The sequence below is a fragment of the Salmonella sp. NW1250 genome, from assembly GCF_051812965.1.
GTDB lineage: Bacteria > Pseudomonadota > Gammaproteobacteria > Enterobacterales > Enterobacteriaceae > Salmonella > Salmonella enterica.
This window is the reverse complement of record NZ_JAMNDD010000001.1, coordinates 1-26,278: the sequence shown is the minus strand read 5'-3', so window position 1 is coordinate 26,278 and position 26,278 is coordinate 1. Positions and strand designations below refer to the sequence as shown.

Genomic DNA, 26,278 nt, shown 5'->3' with positions numbered 1-26,278 from the left:
CTCCTCCATACTGGTCAGATACCGACAGTCAAATGGAGGAGAAACGTGAAGCTTTATATTTACGATCATTGCCCTTTCTGCGTTAAAGCCCGCATGATTTTCGGCCTGAAGAACATCCCCGTTGAACTTAACGTGTTACAAAATGACGACGAGGCGACGCCCACCCGGATGATTGGTCAAAAGATGGTACCCATCCTGCAAAAAGATGATAGTCGCTACCTTCCTGAAAGTATGGATATTGTACATTATGTCGACAACCTCGACGGCAAACCGCTGTTAACCGGGAAACGCAATCCAGCCATTGAAGAGTGGTTGCGCAAAGTTAACGGTTACGTTAATCAGCTACTGCTGCCGCGATTTGCAAAATCCGCTTTCGATGAATTTTCTACCCCTGCGGCGCGCCAGTATTTTATCCGCAAAAAAGAAGCCTCATCTGGCAGTTTTGACAACCATCTTGCGCACTCTGCCGGACTGATTAAAAAGATCGGCGATGATTTACGTTTGCTGGATAAACTCATCGTACAGCCTAACGCCGTTAACGGTGAATTATCGGAAGATGATATTCATCTGTTTCCGCTTCTGCGTAATCTGACGCTGGTCGCCGGTATCCACTGGCCGACAAAAGTCGCGGACTATCGCGATAATATGGCGAAGCAGACGCAAATTAATTTACTCTCCTCAATGGCTATCTAACGCCCGCCAGGCGGCAACCCTTTCTTGCCGCCTTTTTCAGCTTTTTCTAGTGGCGCCATGTCCGCTGGCGCGACATGCTGCTTTGTGTCAAGATTAGGGCACAGGCAACATGCTAAGGAACGCCATGAAAAAGTTTTTTTTTGCCGCTGCGCTGGTAGTTAGCGGCCTGTTAGTGGGTTGTAATCAACTTACGCAATACACCATTAGCGAACAAGAAATCAATCAAGCGCTTGAAAAACGGAATAATTTCTCAAAAGATATTGGTCTGCCCGGCATTGCCGACGCGCATATCGTATTGACTAACCTTGCCAGCCAGATTGGTCGGGAAGAGCCTAATAAAGTCACCCTTACTGGCGATGCCAGGCTGGATATGAATTCCCTGTTTGGCAGTCAAAAAGCGACGATGAAACTCAAGCTAAAAGCCCTGCCGGTCTTTGATAAAGAAAAAGGCGCCATCTATCTTCAGGAAATGGAAGTAGTAGACGCCACCGTGACGCCGGAGAAAATGCAATCGGTGCTACAAACGCTCCTGCCCTATTTAAATCAGTCTTTACGTAGCTACTTTAACCAGCGGCCCGCTTACGTGTTGCGTGAGGACAGCAGTAAAGGCGAAGCGTTAGCAAAGAAACTCGCGAAAGGCATTGAAGTTAAACCTGGTGAAATCGTTATTCCTTTCACCAATTGATATCGGAGGGCGCGCTCGCGCCCTTTTTTTACGTGCAAACGAAAACGTTTCCGCTTATCCTTTGTTTCCGGCAAAAAGACTATTCCTCAGCCGGAGCTTATTAATGACTGCACCATCCCAGGTTTTAAAGATCCGCCGCCCGGACGACTGGCACGTTCACCTTCGCGATGGCGACATGTTAAAAACGGTCGTACCCTATACCAGCGAAATTTATGGTCGCGCTATCGTGATGCCGAACCTGGCGTCCCCCATCACGACCGTTGATGCAGCGATCGCCTACCGCCAGCGTATTCTCGATGCGGTGCCCGCCGGGCATGATTTCACGCCGTTAATGACCTGCTATTTAACGGATTCGCTCGATGCCGATGAACTGGAGCGTGGTTTCCATGAAGGCGTGTTTACTGCGGCTAAGCTTTACCCGGCCAATGCCACCACTAACTCCAGTCATGGCGTAACGTCAGTCGACGCTATCATGCCGGTACTGGAGCGGATGGAAAAACTCGGAATGCCATTGCTGGTCCACGGTGAGGTGACCCATGCGGAGGTTGATATCTTCGATCGCGAAGCGCGTTTTATCGACACCGTAATGGAACCGCTACGCCAGCGTCTGACCGCGCTTAAAGTGGTCTTTGAGCACATCACGACCAAAGATGCCGCGCAGTATGTACGTGACGGCAACGACTACCTGGCGGCTACCATTACGCCTCAACATTTAATGTTTAACCGTAATGATATGCTGGTCGGCGGCATTCGTCCTCACCTGTACTGTCTGCCGATTCTGAAACGCAATATTCACCAGCAGGCGTTACGCGAACTGGTCGCCAGTGGTTTTACGCGCGCCTTCCTGGGGACGGATTCAGCGCCGCATTCACGTCATCGTAAAGAGACCAGTTGCGGCTGCGCCGGTTGTTTCAACGCCCCCTCCGCCCTTGGCAGTTATGCCGCCGTGTTTGAGGAAATGAACGCGCTGGCGCACTTTGAAGCGTTCTGTTCACTGAATGGCCCGCAATTCTATGGCCTGCCGGTGAATACGGGGTGGGTGGAACTGGTTCGCGATGAACAACAGGTACCGGAAAATATCGCGCTGGCTGATGATTCGCTGGTGCCTTTTTTAGCGGGTGAAACAGTACGCTGGTCAGTAAAAAAATAAAAAATGCGCTTACCTGTTGCTATATATTGGATTTAACTGTATATATATCCAGTATATTCAACAGGGGGCCATTATGCGTATTGAAGTCACTATAGCCAAAACGTCACCTCTGCCTGCCGGTGCGATTGATGCGCTGGCGGGCGAACTCTCCCGTCGTATTAGCCATCATTTTCCTGAGAACTTGGGTAACGTCACCGTGCGTTACGCTACCGCCAACAACTTGTCCGTCATTGGCGCATCAAAAGAGGACAAAGAACGCATTAGCGAGATTCTCCAGGAGACCTGGGAGAGCGCTGATGACTGGTTCATCAATGAATAAAAAATGATATGCAGTGATGTATGTTTGCCGGGTCGCCCCGGCTTTTTTATTTGCGCAACTGATGAATATTTCACCTGACCGTCAAAATAATTGCACAACATCCTAAAAAAATATGAATGAACTGCCGCTTTATTGTTCATATAATTCTTAAAAAGAGAAATTTATCCTCCGGTCTCTTTAAAAACGCAGTGAATAGCCTTATTAATTGGTATACTGAAGTTGCTTCAGAAGAAAAACACGCATTGAACCTCGAGAACCGTTGTCTTATAACACGTACCAGGGGGGCATGATGGAAAAGAATAATGAAGTCATTCAGACCCATCCGCTTGTAGGATGGGACATCAGCACCGTCGATAGCTATGATGCGCTGATGCTGCGTTTGCACTACCAGACCCCAAATCGTCCGGAACCGGAAGGGACTGAAGTTGGTCAAACGCTCTGGTTAACGACAGATGTAGCCAGGCAATTTATTTCAATATTAGAAGCCGGCATCGCCAAAATAGAATCAGGTGATTACCAGGAAAACGAGTATCGTCGCCATTAGCGTGACGCGCTCCCCCTCTCTCAGGCACCGTAAGGTGCCTCACTTATTTCTGGCTTGTATATCTCAGCGCAGTTATTTACCCTGAAATCATCGCGATAGCAGAGAGAAGCTGATGAAATACGACCTTATTATTATCGGCAGCGGTTCGGTTGGCGCCGCCGCTGGTTATTACGCCACCCGCGCCGGGCTAAAGGTCCTGATGACCGATGCGCATATGCCGCCTCATCAACAGGGCAGCCACCACGGCGATACCCGTCTTATCCGCCACGCTTATGGTGAAGGCGAAAAATATGTCCCGCTGGTGCTTCGCGCCCAGGCGCTTTGGGATGAACTCTCCACACACAATGAAGAGCCTATTTTTGTCCGCTCCGGCGTCGTCAACCTCGGCCCGGCCGATTCCGCTTTCTTAGCCAACGTCGCACGAAGCGCGCAACAGTGGCAATTGAACGTCGAGCGCCTGGACGCGACGGCCCTCATGACGCGCTGGCCGGAAATTCGCGTGCCCGATAATTATATCGGGCTGTTTGAAGCTGACTCCGGTTTCCTGCGCAGCGAATTAGCCATTACCACATGGCTTCGTCTGGCTCGAGAGGCTGGCTGCGCACAGCTATTTAACAGCCCGGTAAGCCATATTCACCATGATGATAACGGTGTGACGATAGAGACGAGTGAAGGCAGCTACCACGCCAGCAAGGCGCTGATTAGCGCGGGCACCTGGGTCAAAGCGCTGGTACCGGAGCTGCCCGTTCAGCCTGTACGTAAAGTTTTTGCCTGGTTTAAGGCGGATGGACGTTACAGCACTAAAAACCGCTTTCCGGCCTTTACCGGCGAAATGCCCAACGGCGATCAATATTACGGTTTCCCGGCGGAGAACGACGAGTTAAAAATCGGCAAACACAATGGCGGACAGCGAATACAAGCTCAGGAAGAGCGCAAGCCCTTTGCCGCCGTTGCCAGCGATGGCGCAGAAGCATTTCCTTTCCTGCGTAACGTACTGCCGGGTATCGGCGGTTGTTTACATGGGGCGGCATGCACCTATGATAATTCGCCGGACGAGGATTTTATTATCGATATGCTGCCTGGCCATGAGAATACGCTTGTCATCACTGGACTCAGCGGACATGGTTTTAAATTCGTCCCGGTGTTAGGAGAAATCGCTGCGGATTTTGCGTTGGAAAAAACGCCCTCCTTTGATCTGACGCCGTTCCGGCTTTCCCGTTTTAGCCAATAATTTGTCGGCCCCGTAAAGGGGCTGTTTATTAAGGTAAGCTATGCCTCGTCTCTTTCATTTTCTGATGAATAATATTCGCGAACATTTCATGCTTTACGTTATTCTTTGGTCGCTGCTGGCGGTGATGGATATTGTTTATCTCCTTTTCTTCTGATTGCTTTTCATTGACGTTAACTGACACTTCCTGAAAATTCCTCACTTTTTATTTCATAACGTTGAAGCACGGCAATAATGCCAGTTCCTGCCGTTGCGCGGTTACAGGAGTGAAATATCTCGAAACTTCTGAAGCTGAACCGCAAACAACATCAAAATTATTGAAATAAAAATAAATATCATTCAAATTCTTATTTATAGGTTGCATTCGGCGCTTTTCCACGCCATTTTCATTCTCTCGTGAAATATTCATTGGTGTGTTTATGCCATTTAAAAATACTCCACAGCGTTATGGCGTGGTTTCCGCCGCGCTCCACTGGCTGACCGCCCTGGTGGTCTATGGCATGTTTGCGTTGGGTTTATGGATGGTCACGCTCAGTTATTACGACGGCTGGTATCACCAGGCACCGGAAATACATAAAAGTATTGGCATGTTACTGATGATGGCGCTGATCGTGCGTATTATCTGGCGGCTTTATTCTCCGCCGCCCGTTGCGTTGACCAGCTATTCCCGTTTAACGCGCGCAGGCGCCGCCGCGGATCATCTCCTCCTGTATCTCCTGCTCTTTGCGATAATCATTAGCGGCTACCTGATTTCCACCGCCGACGGTAAACCGATTAGCATCTTTGGCTGGTTTGAGATTCCGGCCACGCTTACGGACGCGGGTGCGCAGGCTGACATCGCCGGAACGCTGCATCTGTGGTTTGCCTGGTCGCTGGTCATTATCTCGCTCTCGCATGGGGTTATGGCGCTAAAACACCATTTCATCGATAAAGACGACACACTGAAACGTATGACAGGAATGTCGTCATCTGACTATGGAGCTCAAAAATGAAAAAAAACCTGCTGGGATTCACCCTCGCATCCTTGTTATTCACGACCGGTTCCGCCGTGGCGGCGGAGTATAAAATTGATAAAGAAGGCCAACATGCGTTCGTCAATTTCCGCATCCAGCATCTGGGCTACAGCTGGCTATACGGCACCTTTAAAGATTTCGACGGCACGTTCACTTTTGACGAAAAAAATCCGTCGGCCGACAAAGTGAACGTGACCATTAACACCAATAGCGTCGACACTAACCATGCCGAACGTGACAAACACCTGCGTAGCGCGGAATTTCTTAATGTTGCGAAATTCCCGCAGGCAACCTTCACCTCTACCAGCGTGAAAAAAGAGGGCGATGAACTGGATATTACCGGCAATCTGACGCTCAATGGCGTGACTAAACCGGTGACGCTGGAAGCGAAGCTGATGGGCCAGGGCGACGATCCGTGGGGCGGTAAGCGCGCGGGCTTTGAGGCCGAAGGAAAAATTAAGCTGAAGGATTTCAATATAACTACCGATCTCGGCCCGGCCTCACAAGAGGTTGAGCTTATCATCTCAGTAGAAGGCGTTCAGCAGAAGTAACGCCTGGCGAAATGCCGGATAGCGGCCTTTACGCGGCTATCCGGCAAAATATTACTCAGCCGGATCGGGAATGCTCAGTTTGCTATTAAGCCGACCACGCGATTTATTAAAAATTTTGTTGCCGTTCTCGCGACCCGCACGACGTCGGCGCTGTTCTTCCTCCGGCAAGGCCAACTCTTCACAGCATTGTTCACTACAGCAGCCGTTAAATTTACTGGCGCACTGCGGACACTGGATAAACAGCAGATGGCAACCGTCATTTTTGCAGTTGGTATGGCTATCGCAGGGCGCGCCGCACTGATGGCAATGCGCGATAACCTCATCCGAGATTCGTTCGCCCATTCGCTCATCAAATACAAAGTTTTTGCCAATAAAGCGAACGGGAAGCCCCTGCTCGCGCGCGCGACGGGCGTATTCAATGATGCCACCCTCAATATGCCAGACTTTATTGAAACCGTTGTGTTTCATCCAGGCGCTGGCTTTCTCACAACGAATACCGCCGGTACAGTACATCACTATCTTTTTATCTGCATGTTCCCGCAGCATTTCAACCGCTTTTGGCAACTGTTCACGAAACGTATCCGCCGGGATTTCCAGAGCATTTTCGAAATGGCCAACTTCATACTCATAGTGGTTGCGCATATCAATAAAGACCGCGTCAGGATCGTCCAGCATCACATTCACATCTGCCGCCTTCAGATAATCGCCGACATTACTGGCATCAAAACTCGGATCATCAATACCGTCAGCAACGATACGGTCGCGAACTTTCATACGCAGCACCCAAAATGACTTTCCGTCATCCTCCAGCGCAATATTTAAACGCAGCCCGTCCAGCGCGGGGTCGAACGTATAAAGCTGTTGACGAAACGTCTCGAGCTTGCTTTGCGGCACGCTGATTTGCGCATTGATGCCTTCATGCGCCAGGTAAACGCGACCAAAAACGTCCAACGCCGTAAACACCTGATACAACGTGTCCCGCGTCTGTTGCGGCGAGGCGATAGTGAAATATTTATAAAAAGAAATTGTCGTACGCGGCTCGCTTTCCGCCAGCATTTTGGCTTTCAGCTCGTCATTAGAGATGCGGTTGTGTAACACTGGCATGGTGTACGTATCCTGCAATCAGCAAAAAATAAAGTGGGCAGGCATGATAAGGCAAGTCTCGCCAATTTACATCCACACATTTTGCGCTACATTTCCTGCTTTACACTAAATAATTAACAACAATTGTCGATTTAATCGCCACTCTCCTGCTACATATTTTTGCTCAACGCAAAAAGATGCGAGAATACGGGGAATTGTTCGTTGAAGACAGGATAGAAATGACGAAGTTGCCTAAGTTCTCCGTGGCCTTGCTGCACCCGCGCTATTGGTTAACCTGGTTGGGTATAGGCGCGCTTTGGTTGGTCGTGCAACTCCCCTACCCGGTCATCTATAAATTGGGTTGCGCATTGGGCCACCTGGCGCGACGCGTAATGAAACGCCGCGCGAAAATCGCCTATCGCAACCTTGAATTATGCTTTCCGGAAATGACCGCGCAGGAACGCCACACCATGGTGGTCAAAAACTTTGAATCCGTCGGTATGGGCGTGATGGAAACCGGCATGGCCTGGTTCTGGCCCGATCGGCGAGTGAACCGCTGGATGGAAGCGAGCGGTCTGGAGCATATCCGTGAAGTTAAGGCGCAGGGGCTGGGGTTCATTCTGGTAGGAATACATTTTCTTACCCTTGAGTTTGGCGCCCGCATGTTTGGTATGCATAACCCGGGGATCGGAGTTTATCGCCCGAATGATAATCCGTTGCTCGACTGGTTACAGACCTGGGGACGCTTACGCTCCAATAAATCGATGTTGGATCGCAAAGATCTGAAAGGCATGGTTAAGGCATTGAAAAGCGGCGAATTGATCTGGTATGCGCCGGATCACGATTACGGCCCGCGCGCCAGCGTTTTTGTACCATTATTCGCTGTCGACCAGGCTGCCACGACCTCCGGTACCTGGATGCTCGCGCGCATGTCTAAAGCCTGTATTATCCCCTTCGTGCCTCGCCGTAAACCCGATGGGAAAGGCTACGAACTGATCATTCTTCCTGCGGAATATTCGCCTCCGCTGGAGAGCGCAGAAGCGACTGCCGCGTGGATGAATAAGATTGTTGAGCAGTGCATTATGATGGCGCCAGAGCAATATATGTGGCTGCATCGCCGCTTTAAAACTCGCCCTGAAGGCGTACCGTCGCGCTATTGACAGGATTGCAGCCGTCAGGCTGCAATTTTTCCCCTCTTTTAGCTTTAAAAGCTCCCCACATTGCGAGGCTGGTAAGGTCGGCGCATAATTATAATTAGTACGCTCATAATTAAATTGATGATAGCGCAAACCGCGCATCATACTGTGGAACGCTATGTCACCCTCTGATGTCCCCATAAACTGGAAACGCAATCTAACCGTTACCTGGCTGGGCTGTTTTTTAACCGGCGCGGCATTCAGTCTGGTCATGCCTTTTCTCCCTCTCTACGTTGAGCAACTCGGCGTAACAGGCCATAGCGCGCTCAACATGTGGTCCGGGCTGGTCTTTAGTATTACGTTCCTCTTTTCAGCTATCGCTTCCCCTTTTTGGGGCGGTCTGGCGGATCGTAAAGGGCGTAAGATCATGCTGTTGCGTTCCGCTCTCGGCATGGCCATTGTGATGCTGTTAATGGGCATGGCGCAAAATATCTGGCAATTTCTGATCCTCCGCGCGTTATTAGGCCTGCTGGGCGGATTTATTCCCAACGCCAATGCGCTCATCGCCACTCAGGTGCCGCGCCACAAAAGCGGCTGGGCGCTAGGGACGCTCTCTACTGGCGGCGTCAGCGGCGCTCTGCTTGGCCCACTTGCGGGTGGTCTGCTCGCCGACCATTACGGCCTTCGCCCGGTCTTTTTTATTACCGCCAGCGTTTTGTTTATCTGTTTTCTGCTCACCTTCTTTTTTATTCGCGAGAATTTCCTGCCGGTGAGCAAAAAAGAGATGCTTCACGTTCGGGAAGTGGTCGCCTCGTTAAAAAATCCCCGCCTGGTGTTAAGCCTGTTTGTCACCACGCTGATTATTCAGGTGGCGACGGGGTCTATTGCGCCCATCCTGACGCTCTATGTGCGCGAACTCGCGGGAAATGTCAGTAATATTGCGTTCATTAGCGGGATGATAGCGTCCGTTCCCGGCGTGGCGGCATTACTTAGCGCCCCCCGGCTCGGCAAGCTCGGCGACAGAATTGGCCCGGAAAAGATCCTTATCGTCGCGCTGATTATTTCCGTACTGCTGCTGATTCCAATGTCTTTTGTGCAAACGCCGTGGCAGCTCGCTCTATTGCGGTTTCTGCTTGGCGCGGCGGATGGCGCGCTGCTGCCAGCCGTTCAAACTCTGCTGGTTTACAACTCTACCAACCAGATAGCCGGGCGCATATTCAGTTACAACCAATCTTTCCGCGATATCGGCAACGTCACCGGCCCTCTCATGGGCGCCGCAATTTCCGCGAGCTATGGCTTCCGCGCCGTATTCTGCGTCACGGCAGGCGTGGTGTTGTTCAATGCTATCTATTCATGGAACAGCTTACGACGGCGCAGACTGGCAATAGAATGATTTTTGCGCTTTCATACTTGCAATATCACAGAATCAGCTATTCTTTCCCTAAATACCTCGTCAAATCAAAGGGAGACACTGATGACCATGTATGCCACGCTGGAAGAAGCTATCGATGCTGCCCGGGAAGAATTTCTGGCTGACCATCCAGGCCTCGAACAAGATGAAGCGAATGTGCAGCAGTTCAACGTTCAGAAATATGTACTGCAGGATGGGGACATCATGTGGCAGGTCGAATTTTTCGCCGATGAAGGTGAAGATGGCGAATGTCTGCCGATGCTGAGTGGTGAAGCCGCGCAGAGCGTGTTTGACGGCGATTATGATGAGATAGAGATCCGCCAGGAATGGCAGGAAGAGAATACTTTGCATGAATGGGATGAAGGGGAATTCCAGCTTGAACCCCCGCTTGATACCGAGGAAGGCCGTACTGCGGCAGACGAATGGGATGAGCGTTAATTACTCATAAGGCCCGTGGTGAATATCGAGCGGCAGCAGCAGTGTATCGAAGATCAGTGAGAAGGGCAGATCGAGGATAGTGATATAGCGCCATGCGGAATCACGCATATCCCACTGCACGCCAGGGTAATACTGGTTGCCGTGTCCTTGTCCGGGGATCGTTCTGCTGATAATACTGCCGCAGCCGCTCAGGGTAATCACCATTATGCTCACCGCGAATATACGCACCTGATACCTCATTTCACTATAAAAATACCGGCATCACGCCGGTATTTTTCACCTCACTCCAGACCTTATCCCGCTGACGATGTTCGCCCCTGCAACGCCTGCGGATTCAGGACGAGAGACTGATAATGGTTTACCCAGGAAGAGTATCTCTCTGGCGCATTCCAGACCCGATAGTGTAAACGCGCCATCGTCACCGGATCGCTGAGCAAAACCAGACGCCGATCGCGGTTCAGTTTCTCCGGCGTTTCGTTTAGCGCCTGCTCCACATGGCGATCGCGGGCTATTTCCAGCACCTTACTGGCGCGGTGACGCGCAGTGGCCATCGCGGTCGCCAGCGCATTCAGCGACGGGTTAAATACCGCATGCATAAAGCCATCGTCCAGAATACGGCGGCGATTCATCTCCAGATATTTATCGGTATCGACCAACACCTGAGGCGGCGAATACTCTTCCGGGATCAGGAACAGCTTCCAGCGTTTGGTGCGTAATCCTACCGTTGAACGACTGGAGATCACCGAAACAAATGGCGACAGAATCAGCGAAAAGACAATCGGCGCCAGCCAGAACAGAAAGCGTAAATCCAGCCACGCCATACCCACCGCCCAGACCAGCCCCAGCAGCAGTTGAGAGCCGTGACGCATAAAGGCTTCTCCCCACGGCGTAGAATCATCGTCGCGTTGCGGTGAGTTCCAGACCACTTCCCAGCCGAGGAACGCGCTGACCACAAACACGGTATGAAACAGCATACGCACCGGCGCCAGCAACACGGAGAACAGCACTTCCAGCAACAGCGACAGCGTAACGCGCCAGAAACCGCCATACTCTTTGGTGCCTTTACACCAGATCAGCATAATACTGAGCAGCTTCGGCAGGAACAGCAGCACCATCGTTGACGCAAACAGCGCGATTGCCAGTTCCGGACGCCACTGCGGCCAGACCGGAAAAAGCTGGCGCGGCTGAAGGAAATATTGCGGCTCTGTTAACGCATGAACGACCTGCAGCGCGGTAGAAAGCGCGAGGAACATAAACCATAACGGCGCGGACAGATATGACATTACCCCCGTCAGGAACACGGCGCGATGCACCGGGTGCATTCCTTTCACCAGGAACAGACGAAAGTTCATCAGGTTGCCGTGACACCAGCGGCGGTCGCGTTTAAGCTCATCCAGCAGGTTTGGCGGCAGCTCTTCATAGGAACCGGGGAGATCGTAGGCAATCCAGACGCCCCACCCTGCCCGACGCATTAGCGCCGCCTCCACAAAGTCGTGGGAAAGAATCGATCCGGCGAACGAACCTTCTCCCGGCAGCGGCGCCAGAGCGCAGTGCTCGATAAACGGCTTCACGCGGATAATGGCATTGTGCCCCCAGTAGTGCGACTCCCCCAGCTGCCAGAAGTGCAGCCCGGCGGTAAACAGCGGTCCATAAACACGGGTCGCGAACTGTTGGCAGCGGGCATACAGAGTATCCATTCCCGACGCTTTCGGCGAAGACTGGATAATCCCGGCGTTTGGATTCGCTTCCATCAGACGCACCAGCCCGCTCAGACACTCGCCGCTCATCACTGAGTCCGCGTCCAGCACCACCATATAGCTGTACTGATTGCCCCAGCGGCGGCAAAAATCGTCAATATTGCCGCTTTTGCGTTTCATACGGCGGCGGCGGCGACGGTAAAAAATTTGGCCTTCGCCCTGCACTTCCGCAATAAGCTCCATCCACGCCTTTTGCTCCGCCACGCAGATATCCGGGTTATAACTGTCGCTAAGGATATAGACGTCGAAATGCGCGGCGTTGCCTGTGGCTTTAACGGACTCCCAGGTCGCGCGCAGACCGGCGAAAACGCGGCTAACGTCTTCATTACAGATAGGCATGATCAGCGCCGTCCGGTGTTCCGGATTGAGGGGCTCATCGCCAACCGTAGACGCGGAGATGCTGTACTTATCGCGCCCGATAAGCAGTTGCAGGAAGCCCATCAGCGCCGTCCAGAATCCGGCTGACACCCAGCAGAACAGCACGGCAAACAGAATCAGGATACCGGTTTGCAGCATGTAGGGCAGGAGCTGCATAAAAGAGACCCAAATATCCTGCCCCACCATATCCATAGGATTGATGAGCGCCCATCCCTGATAAGGCAGAATGGTCTTCATATACCAGGTCGCGACGACGGTTTGCGCCAGAGTCAAAATTAACAAAATATAGCGGCGTATAGTGCCGACGGTACGCCATTTTTGCTCGCTCGCCTGCTCTTCTTTTGTCAGACGAGAAACATAGCGCGGCGTTACATCCCGCCCACGCAGGCGATCCCAAAAACGGCCAACCGGGTTGGTTCGCCAGGGATCGGGAAACATCGAAGAGCGCGTCGCTTTTGGCATAGCCTGCAACTGATCGCGCCCTTCATCATCTTTAATTAACTGCCCCTTCGCCAATGAATCCGGCCAGGCGTGTTCAAGGCGGGCTTTTACGGAACCCTGCGGTGAATCGTCTTCTCGCGAGTAAGTCCGATGCTCGGCATCCAGCGCCTGATGCACGGCGCGGATGTCAGTTTTCGGCAATGCCGCTTTCTCACGTTCAGAAAGCAGCAGTGCGTCAATATACTCAGTTGTTTTATTCATTGGCAGGTAACTGGTAGCTCCAGGTTTCACTTAGCGTCTGATCGGCATTCACCAATGCGGCACGCATTTCCGTGGTTTTCTTCGCGTCTTTGACTTTCACGCGCAGCATTAAACGCCAGCCTTTAGTGACTGGGTTATAGCGTACATTACTGTCAACGATTTCACCGTTATCGCCAATGCTGGTTTGCGCAGCGACGGGCGTATCCGGCGGCAGTTTTTTCATGTCGGCGCCAACGAAATCCACCACAAAGGCAATAGTGCCGTCGGGCTGGCGAATCAGATTCGACTGTTTAACGTCGCCCGTTGAGCGGCGTGTTTGCAGCACCCAGGCATTATCCGGCGCATGAAGTTTATCTTCATCGCGGCTGAAGGTCAGAGTGTACTTGAAGTTCATCTCTTTACCCGGTTCCGGCAGTTGATCCGGAGTCCAGTAAGCGACGATGTTATCGTTGGTTTCATCATTGGTCGGAATTTCAACCAGTTCAACCTTACCTTTGCCCCAGTCGCCTTTCGGGGTAATCCAGGCGCTTGGACGCAGGTCGTAGCGATCGTCTAAATCTTCAAAGCGCGAGAACTCGCGACCACGCTGCAACAGGCCGAATCCCTGAGGGTTTTCCATCGCATAACTGCTCACAGCGAGGTGTTTTGGATTGTTCAGCGGACGCCAAATCCACTCGCCATTACCTGCATGAATGGATAAGCCGTTCGAGTCATGCAATTCCGGACGATAGTTGGTCGTCGGCGACGGCTGGTTTGGCCCAAACAGGAACATACTGGTTAATGGCGCAACGCCCAGCTTGCCCACTTTATCGCGCAGATAGACTTTTGACTGCACGTCCACCACGGTATCGCGGCCAGGAATGATCACAAAACGGTAAGCGCCGGTCGCGCGCGGAGAATCGAGTAATGCATAGACGGTCAAACGCTTATCGGTGGGTTTTGGACGCTCAATCCAGAACTCGCGAAAGCGGGGAAACTCTTCACCAGATGGTAAGGCGGTATCAATCGCCAGGCCGCGCGCAGATAAGCCATATACCTGGCCTGCGCCGATAACGCGGAAATAGCTGGCGCCAAGCATACTGACGATTTCGTCGTTCTTATCTTTACTGTTGATGGGGTACAGTACTTTGAACCCGGCGAAGCCTAAATCTTTTACCGTGTCTTTATCGTGCTGAACATTGCCAAAATTGAAGTAATCCGGGCTGTATTTGATTCTTTTGACCGTCGTCGCCGTCACTTCGTTAATCTTGACCGGCGTATCGAAGTACATCCCCTGATGGTAAAATTCGAGCTTAAAAGGGGTCTTTAAGTTGTTCCAGTAGGCTTTATCGCTGTTAAACTGGATCTGCTGATAATCCGCATATTTCATGTCGCGGAAAACGGAGGGCAAGTTGCTTTTAGGCGCCTCATAGCCTTTCCCGGCTAAAGATTGAGCTTGTTTTGCCACGTCATCAATACTGAACGCCCAGCTCGATGATGCGTAAAGCGTTAACATAATAGCTGCGCCCAACCAACGCATTTTCATCATTTGTCGTTTATGTTTCATAATAAGTAAGCACTTCCCCCTTTGTGTGCTTATATCGATCCGATCCATTTTAATGGATAATCAGGCATTACGACAACTGAATCCAGGCTTTGTTCAGCGCGCTGGCTCATGGATTAAGCACCTCCCGCGCCTGTTTTCACTTTGCGTGCTTATCCTGGAGACAGGTTGTCGGAGTTGGTGTAGGGTTGCTACCGAATGTAACTATAATTCGCCTTATGGATAAGGTGAAAAATCTGAGAATACGTGACCTTATATGAGCTCTGTACCCGCGCCGCGTGAATATTTTCTTGACTCTATCCGCGCATGGTTGATGTTGTTAGGGATTCCCTTTCATATCTCGTTGATCTATTCCACTCACAGTTGGCATGTCAATAGCGCCACGCCATCGTGGTGGCTAACTCTGTTTAACGATTTTATCCACGCTTTTCGTATGCAGGTGTTTTTTGTTATTTCTGGTTATTTTTCGTACATGTTGTTTTTGCGTTATCCGTTAAAACGCTGGTGGAAAGTACGGGTAGAACGTGTGGGTATTCCCATGCTTACCGCAATCCCTTTGCTTACCTTGCCGCAATTTATCCTGTTGCAATATGTCAAAGAGAAAACAGAGAACTGGCCTACACTCTCTGCCTATGAAAAATATAATACGTTAGCGTGGGAACTCATTTCACATCTGTGGTTTTTACTGGTGCTGGTGATATTAACCACAGTCAGCATCGGGATTTTTACCTGGTTCCAAAAAAGGCAGGAAACAAGTAAGCCTCGTCCCGCCGCTATTTCACTGGCCAGGCTTTCGCTTATTTTTTTCCTGCTGGGGATGGCTTACGCCGCTATCAGGCGCATTATTTTCATCGTATATCCGGCAATCCTCAGTGACGGCATGTTCAATTTTATTGTGATGCAAACGCTATTTTATGTGCCATTTTTTATTCTCGGCGCGTTGGCCTTCATTCACCCCGATCTGAAAGCGCGCTTCACCACGCCCTCACGCGGATGCACTTTAGGCGCTGCCGTTGCTTTTATCGCGTATCTGCTGAATCAACGTTATGGGAGCGGCGACGCCTGGATGTACGAAACCGAATCCGTGATTACGATGGTAATGGGGCTGTGGATGGTGAACGTGGTATTCTCACTGGGGCATCGCTTGTTAAACTTCCAGTCCGCGCGCGTCACCTATTTCGTAAATGCTTCGCTGTTTATCTATCTGGTGCATCATCCCTTAACGCTTTTCTTTGGCGCGTATATTACGCCGCATATCTCCTCCAACCTGATCGGGTTCTTGTGCGGGCTGATATTTGTTATGGGTATTGCGTTAATTCTGTATGAAATTCATTTACGCATCCCGCTCCTGAAATTTCTCTTTTCAGGTAAACCGCCGGTAAAACAAGAAAGCCGCGCCGCGATCGGGTAGTTTTCCGCGCGCGGGTTCACAGCAACCATTCCACAGGTAAAATTGCCGCCAACCGTACCAGAACTCGCTGCCAGAAACGCGTAGCGGGTTCTTTCTTTAACACCTTTTCCTCTTCTTGCTGACGATCGATCCAGTTAATTCGTCCCCAGCGATCCAGCCGCAGTTGCCAGGCCGCATCGCGTTGGCTCTGCGTAAAACGCTTATGAATAAGCGTCGCCAGCGTTTCACTTTCAATGACAAAGCCCATTTCGGTATTTAAAAGCGTTGAACGGGGATCAAAATTAAGCGATCCGATAAACACCTTACTACCATCAATACTGAACGTTTTAGCATGTAAGCTGGAACCTGAGTTCCCGGTGAGTCCGCGATCATGTACGGCGGTTTCATGTTCGCGGGTCGGTTTCAGTTCGTAGAGCTCCACGCCATAGCGCAGTAATTTCTTGCGCCAGCGCGCGTACCCTGCGTGAACGACCGCCACATCGTTGGCCGCCAGAGAGTTAGTTAAGATGGCGATCTTCACGCCTTTCCTGACCAGATTAAGCAACTGCGCCACGCCTGCGCGCGTAGGGACAAAGTAAGCGGAAATAATGTCGATACGCTCCGTCGGCGACCCCATCACGTCAAATAATCGCTGCGGAAGAAGCGAATGGCGCTGCGCCTTCCCCTCGCCTTTAGAAGGGTCATCGCTAAGCAAGCGTGTTTTTGCCCAAATCAGCGGCAACGTTCCGCGATCGAGATCCGCCATAAACTGGCTGGTTTCCAGCTTATGCAGATAACGGCGGGTGATCTCATCGTTATACCAGGATTCGGGAAGTTCGATACGCTGCGTCAGTTCCTGCTCAGAAAGGGATAATACTTGCTGCAATGTCGACACTGAACTACAGCGCCAGTAACGTTCAAAATCATTGGCGACATCATTGACCACCGGGCCAATGGCCATCACGTCCAGATCGGAAAATAACGGCTCCTCGCCAGCGCCGAAATAGGCATCGCCGATGTTGCGCCCACCGACCAGCGTCACTACGCCGTCGGCAGTGTAACTTTTATTGTGCATCCGCCGATTCAGCCGCGCAAAATCCGTCAAATATCCCAGCGCGCGTAGCGTACGAAAAGAGAAAGGATTAAACAGACGAACTTCGATATTAGGATGGCTATCCAGCAAGCGCAACGTATCATCCAGACCAGGCGTATTGTTATCATCCAGCAGCAGACGAACATGAACGCCGCGCTTCGCCGCCGACAGCAGTACCGAAAAGAGCAGCCGCCCGGACATATCGTCTTCCCAAATATAATACTGCACATCCAGCGTCCGCGCCGCCATTTCGGTCAGGCGGTAGCGGGCGGCAAAAGCGTCCAGACTGTTATCCAGCGCCAGAATGCCGCACTCTCCGGGATGGCGCGCGCATAGCGGTTCAACGGCACGCTCCAGGCGTGTTTTATCAGGCAGGGTCGTCGCCTTGCTGAGTAAGTAATCTTGCGTAAAGCCGGGCAGTTTCTTCATCATAACAGACAAAGTATACCTGTTCAGGCAGAGCGTAACGGGTAATAAAATCTGAAACCGTCCTGACGGCGACTTCAGCGGCCTGGGCGCGTGGATAGCCATAAACGCCGGTACTGATTGCCGGAAAAGCGATGGAACGAAAGTGATTCGCCTCGGCAAGCAGCAAACAATTCCGGTATGCCTCTTCGAGTAGCTCAGCCTCCTGGTGTTCGCCGCCTCGCCAGACGGGCCCCACTGTGTGAATAACCGCCTTTGCCGAAAGCTTGCCAGCAGGCGTGATAACCGCATGTCCCGTCTGACATTCGCCCTGTTGCTGACGGATGAGTTTACAGGCGTCCAGCAATGCCGGCCCCGCCGCGCGATGAATCGCGCCGTCTACGCCGCCGCCGCCCATTAATGATGCGTTAGCGGCATTCACAATCGCATCGACGCTAAGTTGAGTGATATCACCCTGTATGACCTGAAGACGTGATGTCATAACCCCCCCTTTGTCTCACCTTATCTGCAAAGTGTACAGCAGGGCTTTCAACAGAGTCGCTCTTTTTATATCTATGACACCGCCGTTAACGGTACTCAATATTCATCACCGCCAGGCTTTTTTGCGCATCGAGATAATGCAGCCGTACCGTCGCAATGGACTGAATATCCTGCGGTAATCCAGATGCCTGCCGAAGGTCTATCCGGTGCATTTGCTTTTTACCTTCGCGTAGGCAGGTTAAATCAATATTTTCGGCGTGAGTAGAAATATCGCACAGTGGCTCAACAATCACGCCGCGAAAATGGATAACGCCGCCCTGTACCGTTTGTTGCCCTACCGCAGAATGGATAAAAAAAGCGCAGATACACAGGCCTATGGCAGGGATATTTTTCTTGATTACGGACATGTTAACTCCTCAATGATTAGTCATCCTCGAGGGTTCGGCGTTACCTTTTAGCGACATGCCGAGACGATGAGACGCTTTTATCGCCTCTTTAATACCCAGGTCAGCCAATCCATTTCCGCCACCATCAAAAACTACTGTGCAGAAGGCGGCCATTGTTGTGATAAATGCAGTGATTGTCCGTCCGAAACAGTAACAATAATTTTAACCGAGTCCTCTGAAGATATATTTACACTAAGACGAGACAACTCAATCGGTTGATTAGCAGGTAAAGATAGCGTTTGTTTTTGCTGTGTATGGCTTTGTCCCCCGACGCCGTCGCGCACAGAGAGAATTTGCACCTGACAGACGCAGGGTTCGTTTAATGTGACCTGAGGGATCACCGTGTAAATATCGCCTTGCTGAGTCGTGGTAAACGTAATCTGATTTGAAAGTGCGGCAAGGAGCAATAAAGTATGCATAATTTCCTCCCGAAAAAAAACAGGGCTTACGCCCTGTTTTTTTATTAGCGCAGACGCTAAATTAATACTGGTTAGCCGTGGCGTTGTTGCCAAAACCAACCTGACGCACCATTACGCTGGAATCAGATGCGGTCTGATTAACCAGCGCGGCGTTATTACCGCCGTATTGACCGACAGTAATATCGGAGTTTTTAGCGTTCCACTGGTCGATGGTGGCATTGTTTCTGAAACCATTCTGAGTCAGTTCAATAGTACTGTTATCCGCACCCTGGCCTACATCGGCGCCGTTACCATAACCGCTCTGGGTAATGGTCGTTTCAGATTTACGGGCATCGCTTTGCAGAGCAAGCGCAGCGTTAGCGGAACCGTACTGATAAATGCTCAACGTTGAGTCCGGGCCGGAACTATTGCCGCCGCCGTTATGATTACCGCCGCCGCCCCATTGTGGAACGACGCCAGCCAGAGCACTGCCAGAAACTACGATTGCTGCGAATGCTGCCACTTTTAAAAGTTTCATGGTAAAACCCCCATCGGATTGATTTAAAAGTCGTAACGGTATTAGCGTTGGGTGACGCGAATAGCCATATGCGACTGTTTCTGCACTACAACTGCTGTTTTCTGCGTACCGTACTGGGTAATATTGGCCTTATTTCCAGAACCTTTCTGGATAATAGCCGCACTATTACCGTAAGCGCTTTGCGATATACTGGCATCGTTGGCATTGCCCGTTTGCTCAATATACGCAAAGTTATAATTCCCTGCCTGGTCGACTTTCGCCCGATTATTTCCTCCTTCTTGTGAAATAACGGACAATAGTTTTGATCCTTCCTGGCGTACTCTGGCACTATTATCCGTGCCGACTTGACCAATAATGGCCGCCTGATTAAATGAAGACTTGCTTAATTCATTTACCGCAAAATTATACTCTGAACGAGCCAGATCATAATTTGTCGCGGTTGCAATCCCAGGCGCACCCAGTATTGTCAACATCATAAATAACAATTTGTTTTTCATGCTGTCACCCTGGACCTGGTCGTACATAGCGAAAATTATCTATTACCTTGTTAGCGACATGCGTTTTTTGTTAACGCGTCGTTACGATGAAGAGTATGTCCGTGGAAACATTTTTAATAACTCACCCACGCGTGGTATTTTGTTATTTAAGCTCATACCAAAGTGCTAATAAAACGATAGCCATGTGATTTTTTATAATTGATTTTTGGCCATAGAAGATAGTGTATCGCGAACCCAAAAAATGAAGTGTTGGTGTATGTTATGCCGCCATGGGGATGTTCTTATGCTTCCTATGGGGGGCAATACGCACAAGACGTGACACACTTCGTTTTTTTTGTCTTTGTGCTGTCCAGGTTAATGCCACGTCTCAAATTTTAAGAAAAAATAAAATCAAAACATAACATATAATAATTAAAATGATTAAAAATCAATGAATTATTATAATTTGTATGATTTTTTAAATCTATGCAATAACAGCGAAATGTACAACTTTACTATCAAATCTAAACTTCAAAAAAACCCAAAAACAACATTTTAATATATATTTTTACATATTGTTACAAGTTTAACACTTGCTTTAAGATTTGTAATGGCTAGATTGAAAACAGTTAAAAGTATTTTCGTAAATATTTTTCTCTTTCTGGATAATGGGCTATTTCAACCCACAGCAGTGCAACATCTGTCAGTACTTCTGGTGCCTTTATTTTATGGGGGCAGCTGTCAGATGTGCGATTAAAAAAAGTGGAGTTTCATCATGTTTAATGAAGTCCATAGTAGTCATGGTCACACACTATTGTTGATCACAAAGCCATCTCTGCAAGCTACGGCATTATTGCAACATTTAAAGCAATCGCTGGCCATAACCGGAAAACTGCATAATATTCAACGTTCTCTGGAAGATATCTCAGCCGGTTGCATTGTTTTAATGGATATGATGGAAGCGGATAAGAAGCTTATCCACTATTGGCAGGATAATTTAAGCCGCAAAAACAATAATATAAAAACATTATTGTTAAATACCCCTGACGATTATCCCTACCGTGAAATTGAAAACTGGCCTCATATTAACGGCGTGTTTTACGCCACTGAAGACCAGGAACACGTGGTCAGCGGATTACAGGGTATTCTGCGGGGCGAATGCTATTTTTCACAAAAATTAGCCAGTTACCTGATTACACACTCAGGAAATTACCGCTACAACAGCACCGAGTCCGCATTACTCACTCATCGCGAAAAAGAGATCCTCAATAAGTTACGTATTGGTGCCTCTAATAATGAAATCGCCAGGTCGCTATTTATCAGCGAGAATACGGTTAAGACACATCTTTATAATCTTTTCAAAAAGATAGCTGTCAAAAATCGCACCCAGGCAGTTTCATGGGCAAACGATAATCTCAGGCGGTAAGGCCATGAAACGCTATCTGACCTGGATTGTAGCAGCAGAGTTACTGTTCGCTACCGGAAACCTGCATGCCAATGAAGTTGAAGTCGAGGTTCCCGGATTGTTAACCGACCATACCGTCTCTTCGATAGGACATGAATTCTATCGTGCATTCAGCGACAAATGGGAAAGCGAATACACCGGCAATCTGACCATTAATGAAAGACCCAGTGCGCGTTGGGGAAGCTGGATCACCATAACGGTAAATCAGGACGTTATTTTCCAGACCTTTTTATTTCCAATGAAAAGAGACTTCGAGAAAACCGTCGTCTTCGCATTAGCGCAAACAGAGGAAGCATTAAATCGCCGACAAATAGATCAAACGCTATTAAGTACGAGTGATTTAGCGCGTGATGAATTCTAAAACATGATTTTTATCCGGAGGCTGTCATGCGTGTTAAACATGCAGTAGTGCTACTCATGCTTTTTTCGCCATTAACCTGGGCTGGAAATATGACGTTCCAGTTCCGTAATCCTAACTTTGGTGGAAACCCCAATAACGGTTCCTTTTTATTGAATAGCGCCCAGGCGCAAAATTCATATAAAGACCCCGCTTATGATAACGATTTTGGTATCGAAACCCCCTCAGCGTTGGATAACTTTACACAGGCTATTCAATCGCAAATTCTGGGCGGCTTGTTGACCAATATTAATACCGGGAAACCAGGACGTATGGTGACCAACGATTTTATTATCGATATCGCTAATCGCGACGGACAGCTCCAGCTCAACGTCACGGACAGAAAAACGGGAAGAACCTCGACCATCGAAGTGTCAGGTTTACAAACTCAGTCAACCGATTTTTAAGCTACAGTCACTAAAGGATATAAATCATGCCGCGCTTACTTATTTTGGTTGCCGTTTTATTGTTGAGCGGATGCTTAACTGCCCCGCCGAAACAAGCTGCGAAACCGACATTAATGCCCCGCGCACAAAGTTACAAAGATTTGACGCACTTACCTGCTCCCACCGGTAAGATCTTTGTTTCGGTATATAACATTCAGGATGAAACGGGCCAATTTAAACCTTACCCGGCAAGTAACTTTTCTACGGCTGTGCCGCAGAGCGCCACCGCTATGTTGGTCACTGCGCTGAAAGATTCGCGCTGGTTTATCCCGCTGGAACGACAAGGCTTACAGAATCTTTTGAATGAACGGAAAATTATTCGCGCAGCCCAGGAAAACGGCACCGTGGCGATGAATAACCGTATCCCGCTTCAGTCGCTGACGGCGGCAAATATTATGGTGGAAGGTTCTATTATTGGTTATGAAAGTAACGTCAAATCCGGCGGGGTCGGCGCAAGATATTTCGGTATTGGCGCCGATACGCAGTATCAGCTGGATCAGATTGCTGTCAACCTGCGCGTGGTTAACGTCAGTACGGGCGAGATCCTTTCTTCGGTGAACACCAGTAAAACGATCCTTTCCTATGAAGTACAGGCAGGCGTGTTCCGTTTTATTGATTACCAGCGCTTACTGGAAGGCGAAATCGGCTATACCTCGAACGAACCGGTGATGCTGTGTCTGATGTCAGCCATTGAAACCGGCGTTATCTTCCTCATTAATGATGGTATCGATCGCGGACTGTGGGATTTGCAGAATAAAGCGGACAGGCAAAATGATATTCTGGTGAAATACCGTGAGCTGTCAGTACCGCCAGAATCCTGATGAATACGACAAAGCGTGGGGAAGACCCCACGCTTTTTTTATTTTGTGACCGCCGTATTCGCTGAATGTTGTTCGCGGCGTGATGCCAGCCATAGCCCACTATTTTTCATGGCATAGCCAAAGATTAGCCCCAGCGCCAGCGACGGTAATACCAACCGCCAGTCACCCTGCCCTGCAAATGTCGCGCAGGCGCCGATAAATGTTCCCGGGACAAAAGAAAGCAATAGCTGCTTTGCCTGGATACACATCAGGAATGCCACGATCCCCGTCAACACGTAACTGACAATTTCCAGATGCGGCGCCAACGCGCTACCGTGAATAATGACCAGCGCCCACACCATACCGCTTAACAGCGTACAGGCGGAAATCAACAATCCCTTAAAGCCGCCCTGCGGACAGGCGAAATAAGCCGTACAGCCTAAAAAACCGGCCCAGCTTAGTAACCCCAGGGAGACGGCCACCCATCCCCATATTCCAGAAAGGATGCCCGTCGTAATAGCAATAGAAAGAAGTATGTTCATGGCGCGCATCATAACAGAAAAGCGGCACATTAATGAGATCACGCACACATTTTATGCAATGATGTAAAACCAGTTGCAGTTAAAAGTGATTTACATCACATTATTCTTCGTCTTCTTCCTGAAGTTCATCCCACATGGCCCCTATCGCATCACGCGTTAGCGGCGCCAGAGTGCGCCAGAATGGCGTAACGGCATGGGCTTCAACTTTACCGAGGAAGGTATTGCACCAGGGAAGCAGATAATCGGCAAATAAGGTTTCCAGCGCTTCACTTTCATCTTCGGCAGACTGATCTTCCAGCCAGGAGGCCGCGAGCAATAAAGTGCCAATGTGATCGGCAGGCGTATCGGCCAGCGGCATCCCTCGCGACGTTAAAAAAGCGCGCACCTCAGACTCTTCCGCGCCTTCGACCCACGCACTGCGGTATGGCGCTACCGCGCACTCTTCCCCAACAAATAACGCATTGTAATCAGTGGAAATCTGCGTGATATCGCAGCTTTTCTGTAAACGCGCCAGCATGTCATCCTGCTCCAGCGGCCAGTTTGCCGCCAGTTTACCTTCACGGATTAACGTAAACAGCGGAACCAGTAAAGGATCTTGCGGTTGGCGGTAAAACAACGATCCCAGCACACGGCACAGGATTGAAAACTCATTCATTGATATCTTCCCATAAATAACGATTAAAGTTCGGCAAATTCCGGTACAGGCGCCATACCGCGTGATTCGAGAAAGGCCAGTAAGCGCTGCGGCGAGACGTTCAGGATTCGATCTTCCGGAAAATTCACCGCATCCAGAATTTTCCGGCATTCGGTGAAATCGCCAAGCGTAAAGGCCGTATGGGAATCAGAGCCTAACGCTACCCAGCCTCCCGCATCGCGTACGGCGGCAGCGACCGCGCGGCAATTATCTTCGCTTCCTTTACGCGAATGCAGAAAAGAAGAGTTGTTGATTTCCAGCGCTACATGGTGTTTCGCCGCCGCCTGCGCGATGGCTTTAACCTCCACTGGATACTTTGGATTTCCGGGGTGACTAATTATATGCACCTTGCCGCTGGCGATGGTCGCGATCATCGCCTGGGTATTGGTTTCTTTATCATGCGGCGCAAAAACGGGCTCATGAAAGCCTGCGATAATCAGATCCAGCGAGTCGAACATCTTTCCGGAGCAATCAATTTCACCGTTAATGTTCTTGATATTCGCCTCAATGCCACGCAGTATCCCCACGCCGTCAACCAGACGCGGCCAGATGCGCATGTTAATAAAATGCCAGTGATGCGGCGCATCTTCCATGTCCGGACCATGATCGGTAATCGCAAAAAGTTTAATGCCTTTGCGTTTGGCTTCCGCGATATAATCGCTCAGAGTACTGTAGGCATGAGTGCTGGCGACGGTATGCATATGCAGGTCAACGGGATACATTGCTCTCTCCTGTAGTCATTTCCGACAAGGATAGCAGGTATCGCCAGCGTTTTTTAGCGAAACCCGGCCCGCGCCGGGTTGATGTCAATATCCTCTCGCCCGATCCACCTGCCCCGTCACCGGCTCTCCCTTCTCCAGCTGGGTAATGGTGCGGCTAATATAATCGATGGCTTCCGCCGGACGGGTCACTGCCGCAATGTGCGGCGTCATGGCGACTCGCGGATGGTGCCATAATGGACTTTCCTGCGGTAACGGTTCCTGGCTAAAGACATCCAACATCGCGCCTTTTAGCTTACCGCTATCAAGCGCAGCCAGCAGATCCGCCTCCTGAACATGCACGCCGCGCGCGAGATTCAACACGTAAGCGCCATCCGGCAATTGATCCAACAATTCGCTATTAATAATTCCTACCGTTTGGGCCGTATTCGGCAGCAGATTAATCAGCACCCGCGTCTGGTTCAGGAAAGCGCGCAGCTCTTCACGCCCTACATAACTTTCCACGCCAGGCCAGGATTTGCGGCTACGACTCCAGCAACGTAACGGGAACCCCCACGCCTGTAGACTTTCTGCCACTTTTGCGCCCAGTACCCCTGCGCCCATGATACCGACGCTAAACTCTTCGCGGGTATATTCCGGCAACGGTTTCCATAGCGCCTGATTTTTCAGCGCCTGATAATCATCGAAACGACGGAACCAGTGTAATACCTGGCTGACGGCATACTCCTGCATTTGCAGGCCCATTCCGGTATCTTCCAGACGGAATAGAGGAATGGAGGCGTCCAGCATTTCCGGATGCGCATTTAATTTACTCAGAATTGCATCCACCCCCGCGCCCAGCGCAAAGACGGCTTTTAAGCGTCTTCCGGCCAGCATTTCAACCGGGGGCTGCCATACAAGCGCATAGTCTGCGGGGTTGTTATCACCGACCTTCCATTCACGAACGCGCGCATGTGGGAGAGCCTTCTCCAGCGCATTTACCCACCAGGCGGCGTTAAATGTCGGGTGATAAAAAATTATCTCCATGTTATCTCCTGAGCAGTATGGTGCGGAATGTGATTGCGCCTGTTATCAGCGTTTTCAACGGGATGTGCAGCATAGCAAATTTCCCGGCGCGGGCAAAAAAAGCAGTTTTCGCTTATTAAAGCCACAGATTGGTGGAAGTTTGTATAAACGCGCTTTTTTTTAAAAAAGTTGATTGACGTAGAATGGATATTTCCCTACATTAGCGCCCGTTCCAGTAATGCTGGAGCGACAATTTGGTGAGGTGTCCGAGTGGCTGAAGGAGCACGCCTGGAAAGTGTGTATACGGCAACGTATCGGGGGTTCGAATCCCC

Annotated in this window: 31 protein-coding genes; 17 read left to right on the top strand and 14 right to left on the bottom strand. The window is 50.2% G+C overall.

Annotated features, from left to right (window positions below):
- The first annotated feature begins 45 nt into the window (after positions 1 to 45).
- From grxB to NBA72_RS00115, 9 genes are all read left to right on the top strand, one after another.
- Positions 46 to 693 carry a glutaredoxin 2 gene (grxB, locus tag NBA72_RS00155; RefSeq protein WP_000780893.1) on the top strand — a complete coding sequence of 216 codons (648 nt, stop codon included), beginning with the start codon at positions 46 to 48 and terminating at the stop codon, positions 691 to 693.
- Positions 694 to 817: 124 nt separating this feature from the next.
- Positions 818 to 1,378, top strand: coding sequence for a lipoprotein (locus tag NBA72_RS00150; protein ID WP_000713054.1), 561 nt, complete (start codon positions 818 to 820; stop codon positions 1,376 to 1,378).
- Between the two features lie 103 nt (positions 1,379 to 1,481).
- A complete protein-coding gene (gene pyrC, locus NBA72_RS00145; protein WP_000126604.1) occupies positions 1,482 to 2,528 on the top strand; it encodes a dihydroorotase in 1,047 nt (348 codons plus the stop codon).
- Positions 2,529 to 2,601: 73 nt separating this feature from the next.
- Positions 2,602 to 2,847 (top strand): DNA damage-inducible protein I, encoded by a 246-nt coding sequence (gene dinI / locus NBA72_RS00140; RefSeq protein WP_001217763.1) that lies wholly within the window; start codon positions 2,602 to 2,604, stop codon positions 2,845 to 2,847.
- Between the two features lie 289 nt (positions 2,848 to 3,136).
- A complete protein-coding gene (bssS, locus tag NBA72_RS00135; RefSeq protein ID WP_000414441.1) occupies positions 3,137 to 3,391 on the top strand; it encodes a biofilm formation regulator BssS in 255 nt (84 codons plus the stop codon).
- 112 nt (positions 3,392 to 3,503) lie between these two features.
- The gene (gene solA / locus NBA72_RS00130; protein WP_042949845.1) at positions 3,504 to 4,622 is read left to right on the top strand and encodes an N-methyl-L-tryptophan oxidase; all 1,119 of its coding nucleotides are present in this window, start codon (positions 3,504 to 3,506) and stop codon (positions 4,620 to 4,622) included.
- Positions 4,623 to 4,662: 40 nt separating this feature from the next.
- Positions 4,663 to 4,776 (top strand): DUF2770 family protein, encoded by a 114-nt coding sequence (locus tag NBA72_RS00125; RefSeq protein ID WP_042949844.1) that lies wholly within the window; start codon positions 4,663 to 4,665, stop codon positions 4,774 to 4,776.
- 262 nt (positions 4,777 to 5,038) lie between these two features.
- Positions 5,039 to 5,611, top strand: a complete 573-nt coding sequence (locus tag NBA72_RS00120; RefSeq protein ID WP_042949843.1) for a cytochrome b — start codon at positions 5,039 to 5,041, stop codon at positions 5,609 to 5,611.
- Positions 5,608 to 6,183 (top strand): YceI family protein, encoded by a 576-nt coding sequence (locus NBA72_RS00115; protein WP_000739886.1) that lies wholly within the window; start codon positions 5,608 to 5,610, stop codon positions 6,181 to 6,183. Before NBA72_RS00120 ends, NBA72_RS00115 begins: the two co-directional genes overlap by 4 nt.
- A gap of 51 nt (positions 6,184 to 6,234) precedes the next feature.
- Here the strand turns inward: NBA72_RS00115 and trhO are convergent, their stop codons facing one another.
- Complete coding sequence (trhO, locus tag NBA72_RS00110) at positions 6,235 to 7,287, bottom strand: oxygen-dependent tRNA uridine(34) hydroxylase TrhO (protein WP_001144647.1); 1,053 nt, start codon at positions 7,285 to 7,287, stop codon at positions 6,235 to 6,237.
- 218 nt (positions 7,288 to 7,505) lie between these two features.
- Here trhO and NBA72_RS00105 point away from each other — a divergent pair, with 218 nt between their 5' ends.
- From NBA72_RS00105 to NBA72_RS00095, 3 genes are all read left to right on the top strand, one after another.
- The gene (locus tag NBA72_RS00105; protein WP_000163977.1) at positions 7,506 to 8,426 is read left to right on the top strand and encodes a Kdo(2)-lipid IV(A) acyltransferase; all 921 of its coding nucleotides are present in this window, start codon (positions 7,506 to 7,508) and stop codon (positions 8,424 to 8,426) included.
- 154 nt (positions 8,427 to 8,580) lie between these two features.
- Positions 8,581 to 9,795 (top strand): multidrug efflux MFS transporter MdtG, encoded by a 1,215-nt coding sequence (gene mdtG, locus NBA72_RS00100; RefSeq protein ID WP_000075053.1) that lies wholly within the window; start codon positions 8,581 to 8,583, stop codon positions 9,793 to 9,795.
- An 81-nt stretch (positions 9,796 to 9,876) separates the two neighbouring features.
- Positions 9,877 to 10,251, top strand: coding sequence for a MysB family protein (locus NBA72_RS00095; RefSeq protein WP_000180050.1), 375 nt, complete (start codon positions 9,877 to 9,879; stop codon positions 10,249 to 10,251).
- On the opposite strand, the gene NBA72_RS00090 is transcribed toward NBA72_RS00095, so the two are convergent.
- From NBA72_RS00090 to mdoG, 3 genes are all read right to left on the bottom strand, one after another.
- On the bottom strand, positions 10,252 to 10,479 hold the full coding sequence (locus tag NBA72_RS00090; RefSeq protein WP_001217832.1) for a YceK/YidQ family lipoprotein: 228 nt from the start codon (positions 10,477 to 10,479) through the stop codon (positions 10,252 to 10,254).
- Positions 10,480 to 10,544: 65 nt separating this feature from the next.
- Positions 10,545 to 13,088 (bottom strand): glucans biosynthesis glucosyltransferase MdoH, encoded by a 2,544-nt coding sequence (gene mdoH / locus NBA72_RS00085; protein WP_001044609.1) that lies wholly within the window; start codon positions 13,086 to 13,088, stop codon positions 10,545 to 10,547.
- Positions 13,081 to 14,616 (bottom strand): glucans biosynthesis protein MdoG, encoded by a 1,536-nt coding sequence (gene mdoG, locus NBA72_RS00080; protein ID WP_001562609.1) that lies wholly within the window; start codon positions 14,614 to 14,616, stop codon positions 13,081 to 13,083. Before mdoG ends, mdoH begins: the two co-directional genes overlap by 8 nt.
- Before the next feature lie 271 nt (positions 14,617 to 14,887).
- On the opposite strand from mdoG, the gene mdoC reads away from it, so the two are divergent.
- Positions 14,888 to 16,042: a glucans biosynthesis protein MdoC gene (gene mdoC, locus NBA72_RS00075; protein ID WP_000100069.1), complete on the top strand. Its 1,155-nt coding sequence runs from the start codon at positions 14,888 to 14,890 to the stop codon at positions 16,040 to 16,042.
- A gap of 16 nt (positions 16,043 to 16,058) precedes the next feature.
- Here mdoC and NBA72_RS00070 read toward each other — a convergent pair whose 3' ends face one another.
- From NBA72_RS00070 to csgB, 6 genes are all read right to left on the bottom strand, one after another.
- The gene (locus tag NBA72_RS00070) at positions 16,059 to 17,546 is read right to left on the bottom strand and encodes a phospholipase D family protein (protein WP_000976323.1); all 1,488 of its coding nucleotides are present in this window, start codon (positions 17,544 to 17,546) and stop codon (positions 16,059 to 16,061) included.
- A complete protein-coding gene (gene ymdB, locus NBA72_RS00065; protein ID WP_000203944.1) occupies positions 17,482 to 18,021 on the bottom strand; it encodes an O-acetyl-ADP-ribose deacetylase in 540 nt (179 codons plus the stop codon). Before ymdB ends, NBA72_RS00070 begins: the two co-directional genes overlap by 65 nt.
- An 85-nt stretch (positions 18,022 to 18,106) precedes the next feature.
- Positions 18,107 to 18,427 carry a type 1 fimbrial protein gene (locus NBA72_RS00060; protein ID WP_042949841.1) on the bottom strand — a complete coding sequence of 107 codons (321 nt, stop codon included), beginning with the start codon at positions 18,425 to 18,427 and terminating at the stop codon, positions 18,107 to 18,109.
- A gap of 131 nt (positions 18,428 to 18,558) precedes the next feature.
- Positions 18,559 to 18,885 (bottom strand): curli assembly chaperone CsgC, encoded by a 327-nt coding sequence (gene csgC, locus NBA72_RS00055; protein ID WP_000557256.1) that lies wholly within the window; start codon positions 18,883 to 18,885, stop codon positions 18,559 to 18,561.
- Between the two features lie 61 nt (positions 18,886 to 18,946).
- Positions 18,947 to 19,402: a curli major subunit CsgA gene (gene csgA, locus NBA72_RS00050; RefSeq protein WP_000771416.1), complete on the bottom strand. Its 456-nt coding sequence runs from the start codon at positions 19,400 to 19,402 to the stop codon at positions 18,947 to 18,949.
- 41 nt (positions 19,403 to 19,443) lie between these two features.
- On the bottom strand, positions 19,444 to 19,899 hold the full coding sequence (gene csgB / locus NBA72_RS00045) for a curli minor subunit CsgB (protein WP_000791655.1): 456 nt from the start codon (positions 19,897 to 19,899) through the stop codon (positions 19,444 to 19,446).
- Positions 19,900 to 20,653: 754 nt separating this feature from the next.
- Between csgB and csgD the strand changes: the two genes are divergently transcribed.
- From csgD to csgG, 4 genes are read left to right on the top strand one after another with little or no spacing between them, the layout of a single operon-like run.
- Positions 20,654 to 21,304, top strand: a complete 651-nt coding sequence (gene csgD / locus NBA72_RS00040) for a biofilm master transcriptional regulator CsgD (protein WP_000481517.1) — start codon at positions 20,654 to 20,656, stop codon at positions 21,302 to 21,304.
- Positions 21,305 to 21,308: 4 nt separating this feature from the next.
- Positions 21,309 to 21,704 (top strand): curli production assembly/transport protein CsgE, encoded by a 396-nt coding sequence (gene csgE / locus NBA72_RS00035; protein WP_000833307.1) that lies wholly within the window; start codon positions 21,309 to 21,311, stop codon positions 21,702 to 21,704.
- A 26-nt stretch (positions 21,705 to 21,730) separates the two neighbouring features.
- The gene (csgF, locus tag NBA72_RS00030) at positions 21,731 to 22,147 is read left to right on the top strand and encodes a curli production assembly/transport protein CsgF (RefSeq protein ID WP_001264073.1); all 417 of its coding nucleotides are present in this window, start codon (positions 21,731 to 21,733) and stop codon (positions 22,145 to 22,147) included.
- Between the two features lie 26 nt (positions 22,148 to 22,173).
- Positions 22,174 to 23,007, top strand: coding sequence for a curli production assembly/transport protein CsgG (gene csgG, locus NBA72_RS00025; RefSeq protein ID WP_001137620.1), 834 nt, complete (start codon positions 22,174 to 22,176; stop codon positions 23,005 to 23,007).
- A gap of 38 nt (positions 23,008 to 23,045) precedes the next feature.
- Here csgG and NBA72_RS00020 read toward each other — a convergent pair whose 3' ends face one another.
- The 4 genes from NBA72_RS00020 to ghrA form a co-directional block, all read right to left on the bottom strand.
- Positions 23,046 to 23,528, bottom strand: coding sequence for a DUF1097 domain-containing protein (locus NBA72_RS00020; protein WP_001546652.1), 483 nt, complete (start codon positions 23,526 to 23,528; stop codon positions 23,046 to 23,048).
- Positions 23,529 to 23,628: 100 nt separating this feature from the next.
- The gene (locus tag NBA72_RS00015) at positions 23,629 to 24,183 is read right to left on the bottom strand and encodes a TorD/DmsD family molecular chaperone (protein WP_001001883.1); all 555 of its coding nucleotides are present in this window, start codon (positions 24,181 to 24,183) and stop codon (positions 23,629 to 23,631) included.
- Between the two features lie 23 nt (positions 24,184 to 24,206).
- Entirely contained in the window at positions 24,207 to 24,944 is a 738-nt protein-coding gene (locus NBA72_RS00010; RefSeq protein ID WP_000283643.1) for a phosphatase, read from the bottom strand.
- A gap of 84 nt (positions 24,945 to 25,028) precedes the next feature.
- Positions 25,029 to 25,967 (bottom strand): glyoxylate/hydroxypyruvate reductase GhrA, encoded by a 939-nt coding sequence (gene ghrA / locus NBA72_RS00005; RefSeq protein WP_042949838.1) that lies wholly within the window; start codon positions 25,965 to 25,967, stop codon positions 25,029 to 25,031.
- Positions 25,968 to 26,278: the final 311 nt, after the last annotated feature.

Coding starts and splice junctions, on each gene's coding strand:
- NBA72_RS00150 (WP_000713054.1), top strand. CDS start 818: ATGAAAAAGTTTTTTTTTGCCGCTGCGCTGGTAGTTAGCGGCCTGTTA.
- pyrC (WP_000126604.1), top strand. CDS start 1,482: ATGACTGCACCATCCCAGGTTTTAAAGATCCGCCGCCCGGACGACTGG.
- dinI (WP_001217763.1), top strand. CDS start 2,602: ATGCGTATTGAAGTCACTATAGCCAAAACGTCACCTCTGCCTGCCGGT.
- bssS (WP_000414441.1), top strand. CDS start 3,137: ATGGAAAAGAATAATGAAGTCATTCAGACCCATCCGCTTGTAGGATGG.
- solA (WP_042949845.1), top strand. CDS start 3,504: ATGAAATACGACCTTATTATTATCGGCAGCGGTTCGGTTGGCGCCGCC.
- NBA72_RS00125 (WP_042949844.1), top strand. CDS start 4,663: ATGCCTCGTCTCTTTCATTTTCTGATGAATAATATTCGCGAACATTTC.
- NBA72_RS00120 (WP_042949843.1), top strand. CDS start 5,039: ATGCCATTTAAAAATACTCCACAGCGTTATGGCGTGGTTTCCGCCGCG.
- NBA72_RS00115 (WP_000739886.1), top strand. CDS start 5,608: ATGAAAAAAAACCTGCTGGGATTCACCCTCGCATCCTTGTTATTCACG.
- trhO (WP_001144647.1), bottom strand. CDS start 7,287: ATGCCAGTGTTACACAACCGCATCTCTAATGACGAGCTGAAAGCCAAA.
- NBA72_RS00105 (WP_000163977.1), top strand. CDS start 7,506: ATGACGAAGTTGCCTAAGTTCTCCGTGGCCTTGCTGCACCCGCGCTAT.
- mdtG (WP_000075053.1), top strand. CDS start 8,581: ATGTCACCCTCTGATGTCCCCATAAACTGGAAACGCAATCTAACCGTT.
- NBA72_RS00095 (WP_000180050.1), top strand. CDS start 9,877: ATGACCATGTATGCCACGCTGGAAGAAGCTATCGATGCTGCCCGGGAA.
- mdoH (WP_001044609.1), bottom strand. CDS start 13,088: ATGAATAAAACAACTGAGTATATTGACGCACTGCTGCTTTCTGAACGT.
- mdoG (WP_001562609.1), bottom strand. CDS start 14,616: ATGATGAAAATGCGTTGGTTGGGCGCAGCTATTATGTTAACGCTTTAC.
- mdoC (WP_000100069.1), top strand. CDS start 14,888: ATGAGCTCTGTACCCGCGCCGCGTGAATATTTTCTTGACTCTATCCGC.
- NBA72_RS00070 (WP_000976323.1), bottom strand. CDS start 17,546: ATGATGAAGAAACTGCCCGGCTTTACGCAAGATTACTTACTCAGCAAG.
- ymdB (WP_000203944.1), bottom strand. CDS start 18,021: ATGACATCACGTCTTCAGGTCATACAGGGTGATATCACTCAACTTAGC.
- NBA72_RS00060 (WP_042949841.1), bottom strand. CDS start 18,427: ATGTCCGTAATCAAGAAAAATATCCCTGCCATAGGCCTGTGTATCTGC.
- csgC (WP_000557256.1), bottom strand. CDS start 18,885: ATGCATACTTTATTGCTCCTTGCCGCACTTTCAAATCAGATTACGTTT.
- csgA (WP_000771416.1), bottom strand. CDS start 19,402: ATGAAACTTTTAAAAGTGGCAGCATTCGCAGCAATCGTAGTTTCTGGC.
- csgB (WP_000791655.1), bottom strand. CDS start 19,899: ATGAAAAACAAATTGTTATTTATGATGTTGACAATACTGGGTGCGCCT.
- csgD (WP_000481517.1), top strand. CDS start 20,654: ATGTTTAATGAAGTCCATAGTAGTCATGGTCACACACTATTGTTGATC.
- csgE (WP_000833307.1), top strand. CDS start 21,309: ATGAAACGCTATCTGACCTGGATTGTAGCAGCAGAGTTACTGTTCGCT.
- csgF (WP_001264073.1), top strand. CDS start 21,731: ATGCGTGTTAAACATGCAGTAGTGCTACTCATGCTTTTTTCGCCATTA.
- csgG (WP_001137620.1), top strand. CDS start 22,174: ATGCCGCGCTTACTTATTTTGGTTGCCGTTTTATTGTTGAGCGGATGC.
- NBA72_RS00020 (WP_001546652.1), bottom strand. CDS start 23,528: ATGAACATACTTCTTTCTATTGCTATTACGACGGGCATCCTTTCTGGA.
- NBA72_RS00015 (WP_001001883.1), bottom strand. CDS start 24,183: ATGAATGAGTTTTCAATCCTGTGCCGTGTGCTGGGATCGTTGTTTTAC.
- NBA72_RS00010 (WP_000283643.1), bottom strand. CDS start 24,944: ATGTATCCCGTTGACCTGCATATGCATACCGTCGCCAGCACTCATGCC.
- ghrA (WP_042949838.1), bottom strand. CDS start 25,967: ATGGAGATAATTTTTTATCACCCGACATTTAACGCCGCCTGGTGGGTA.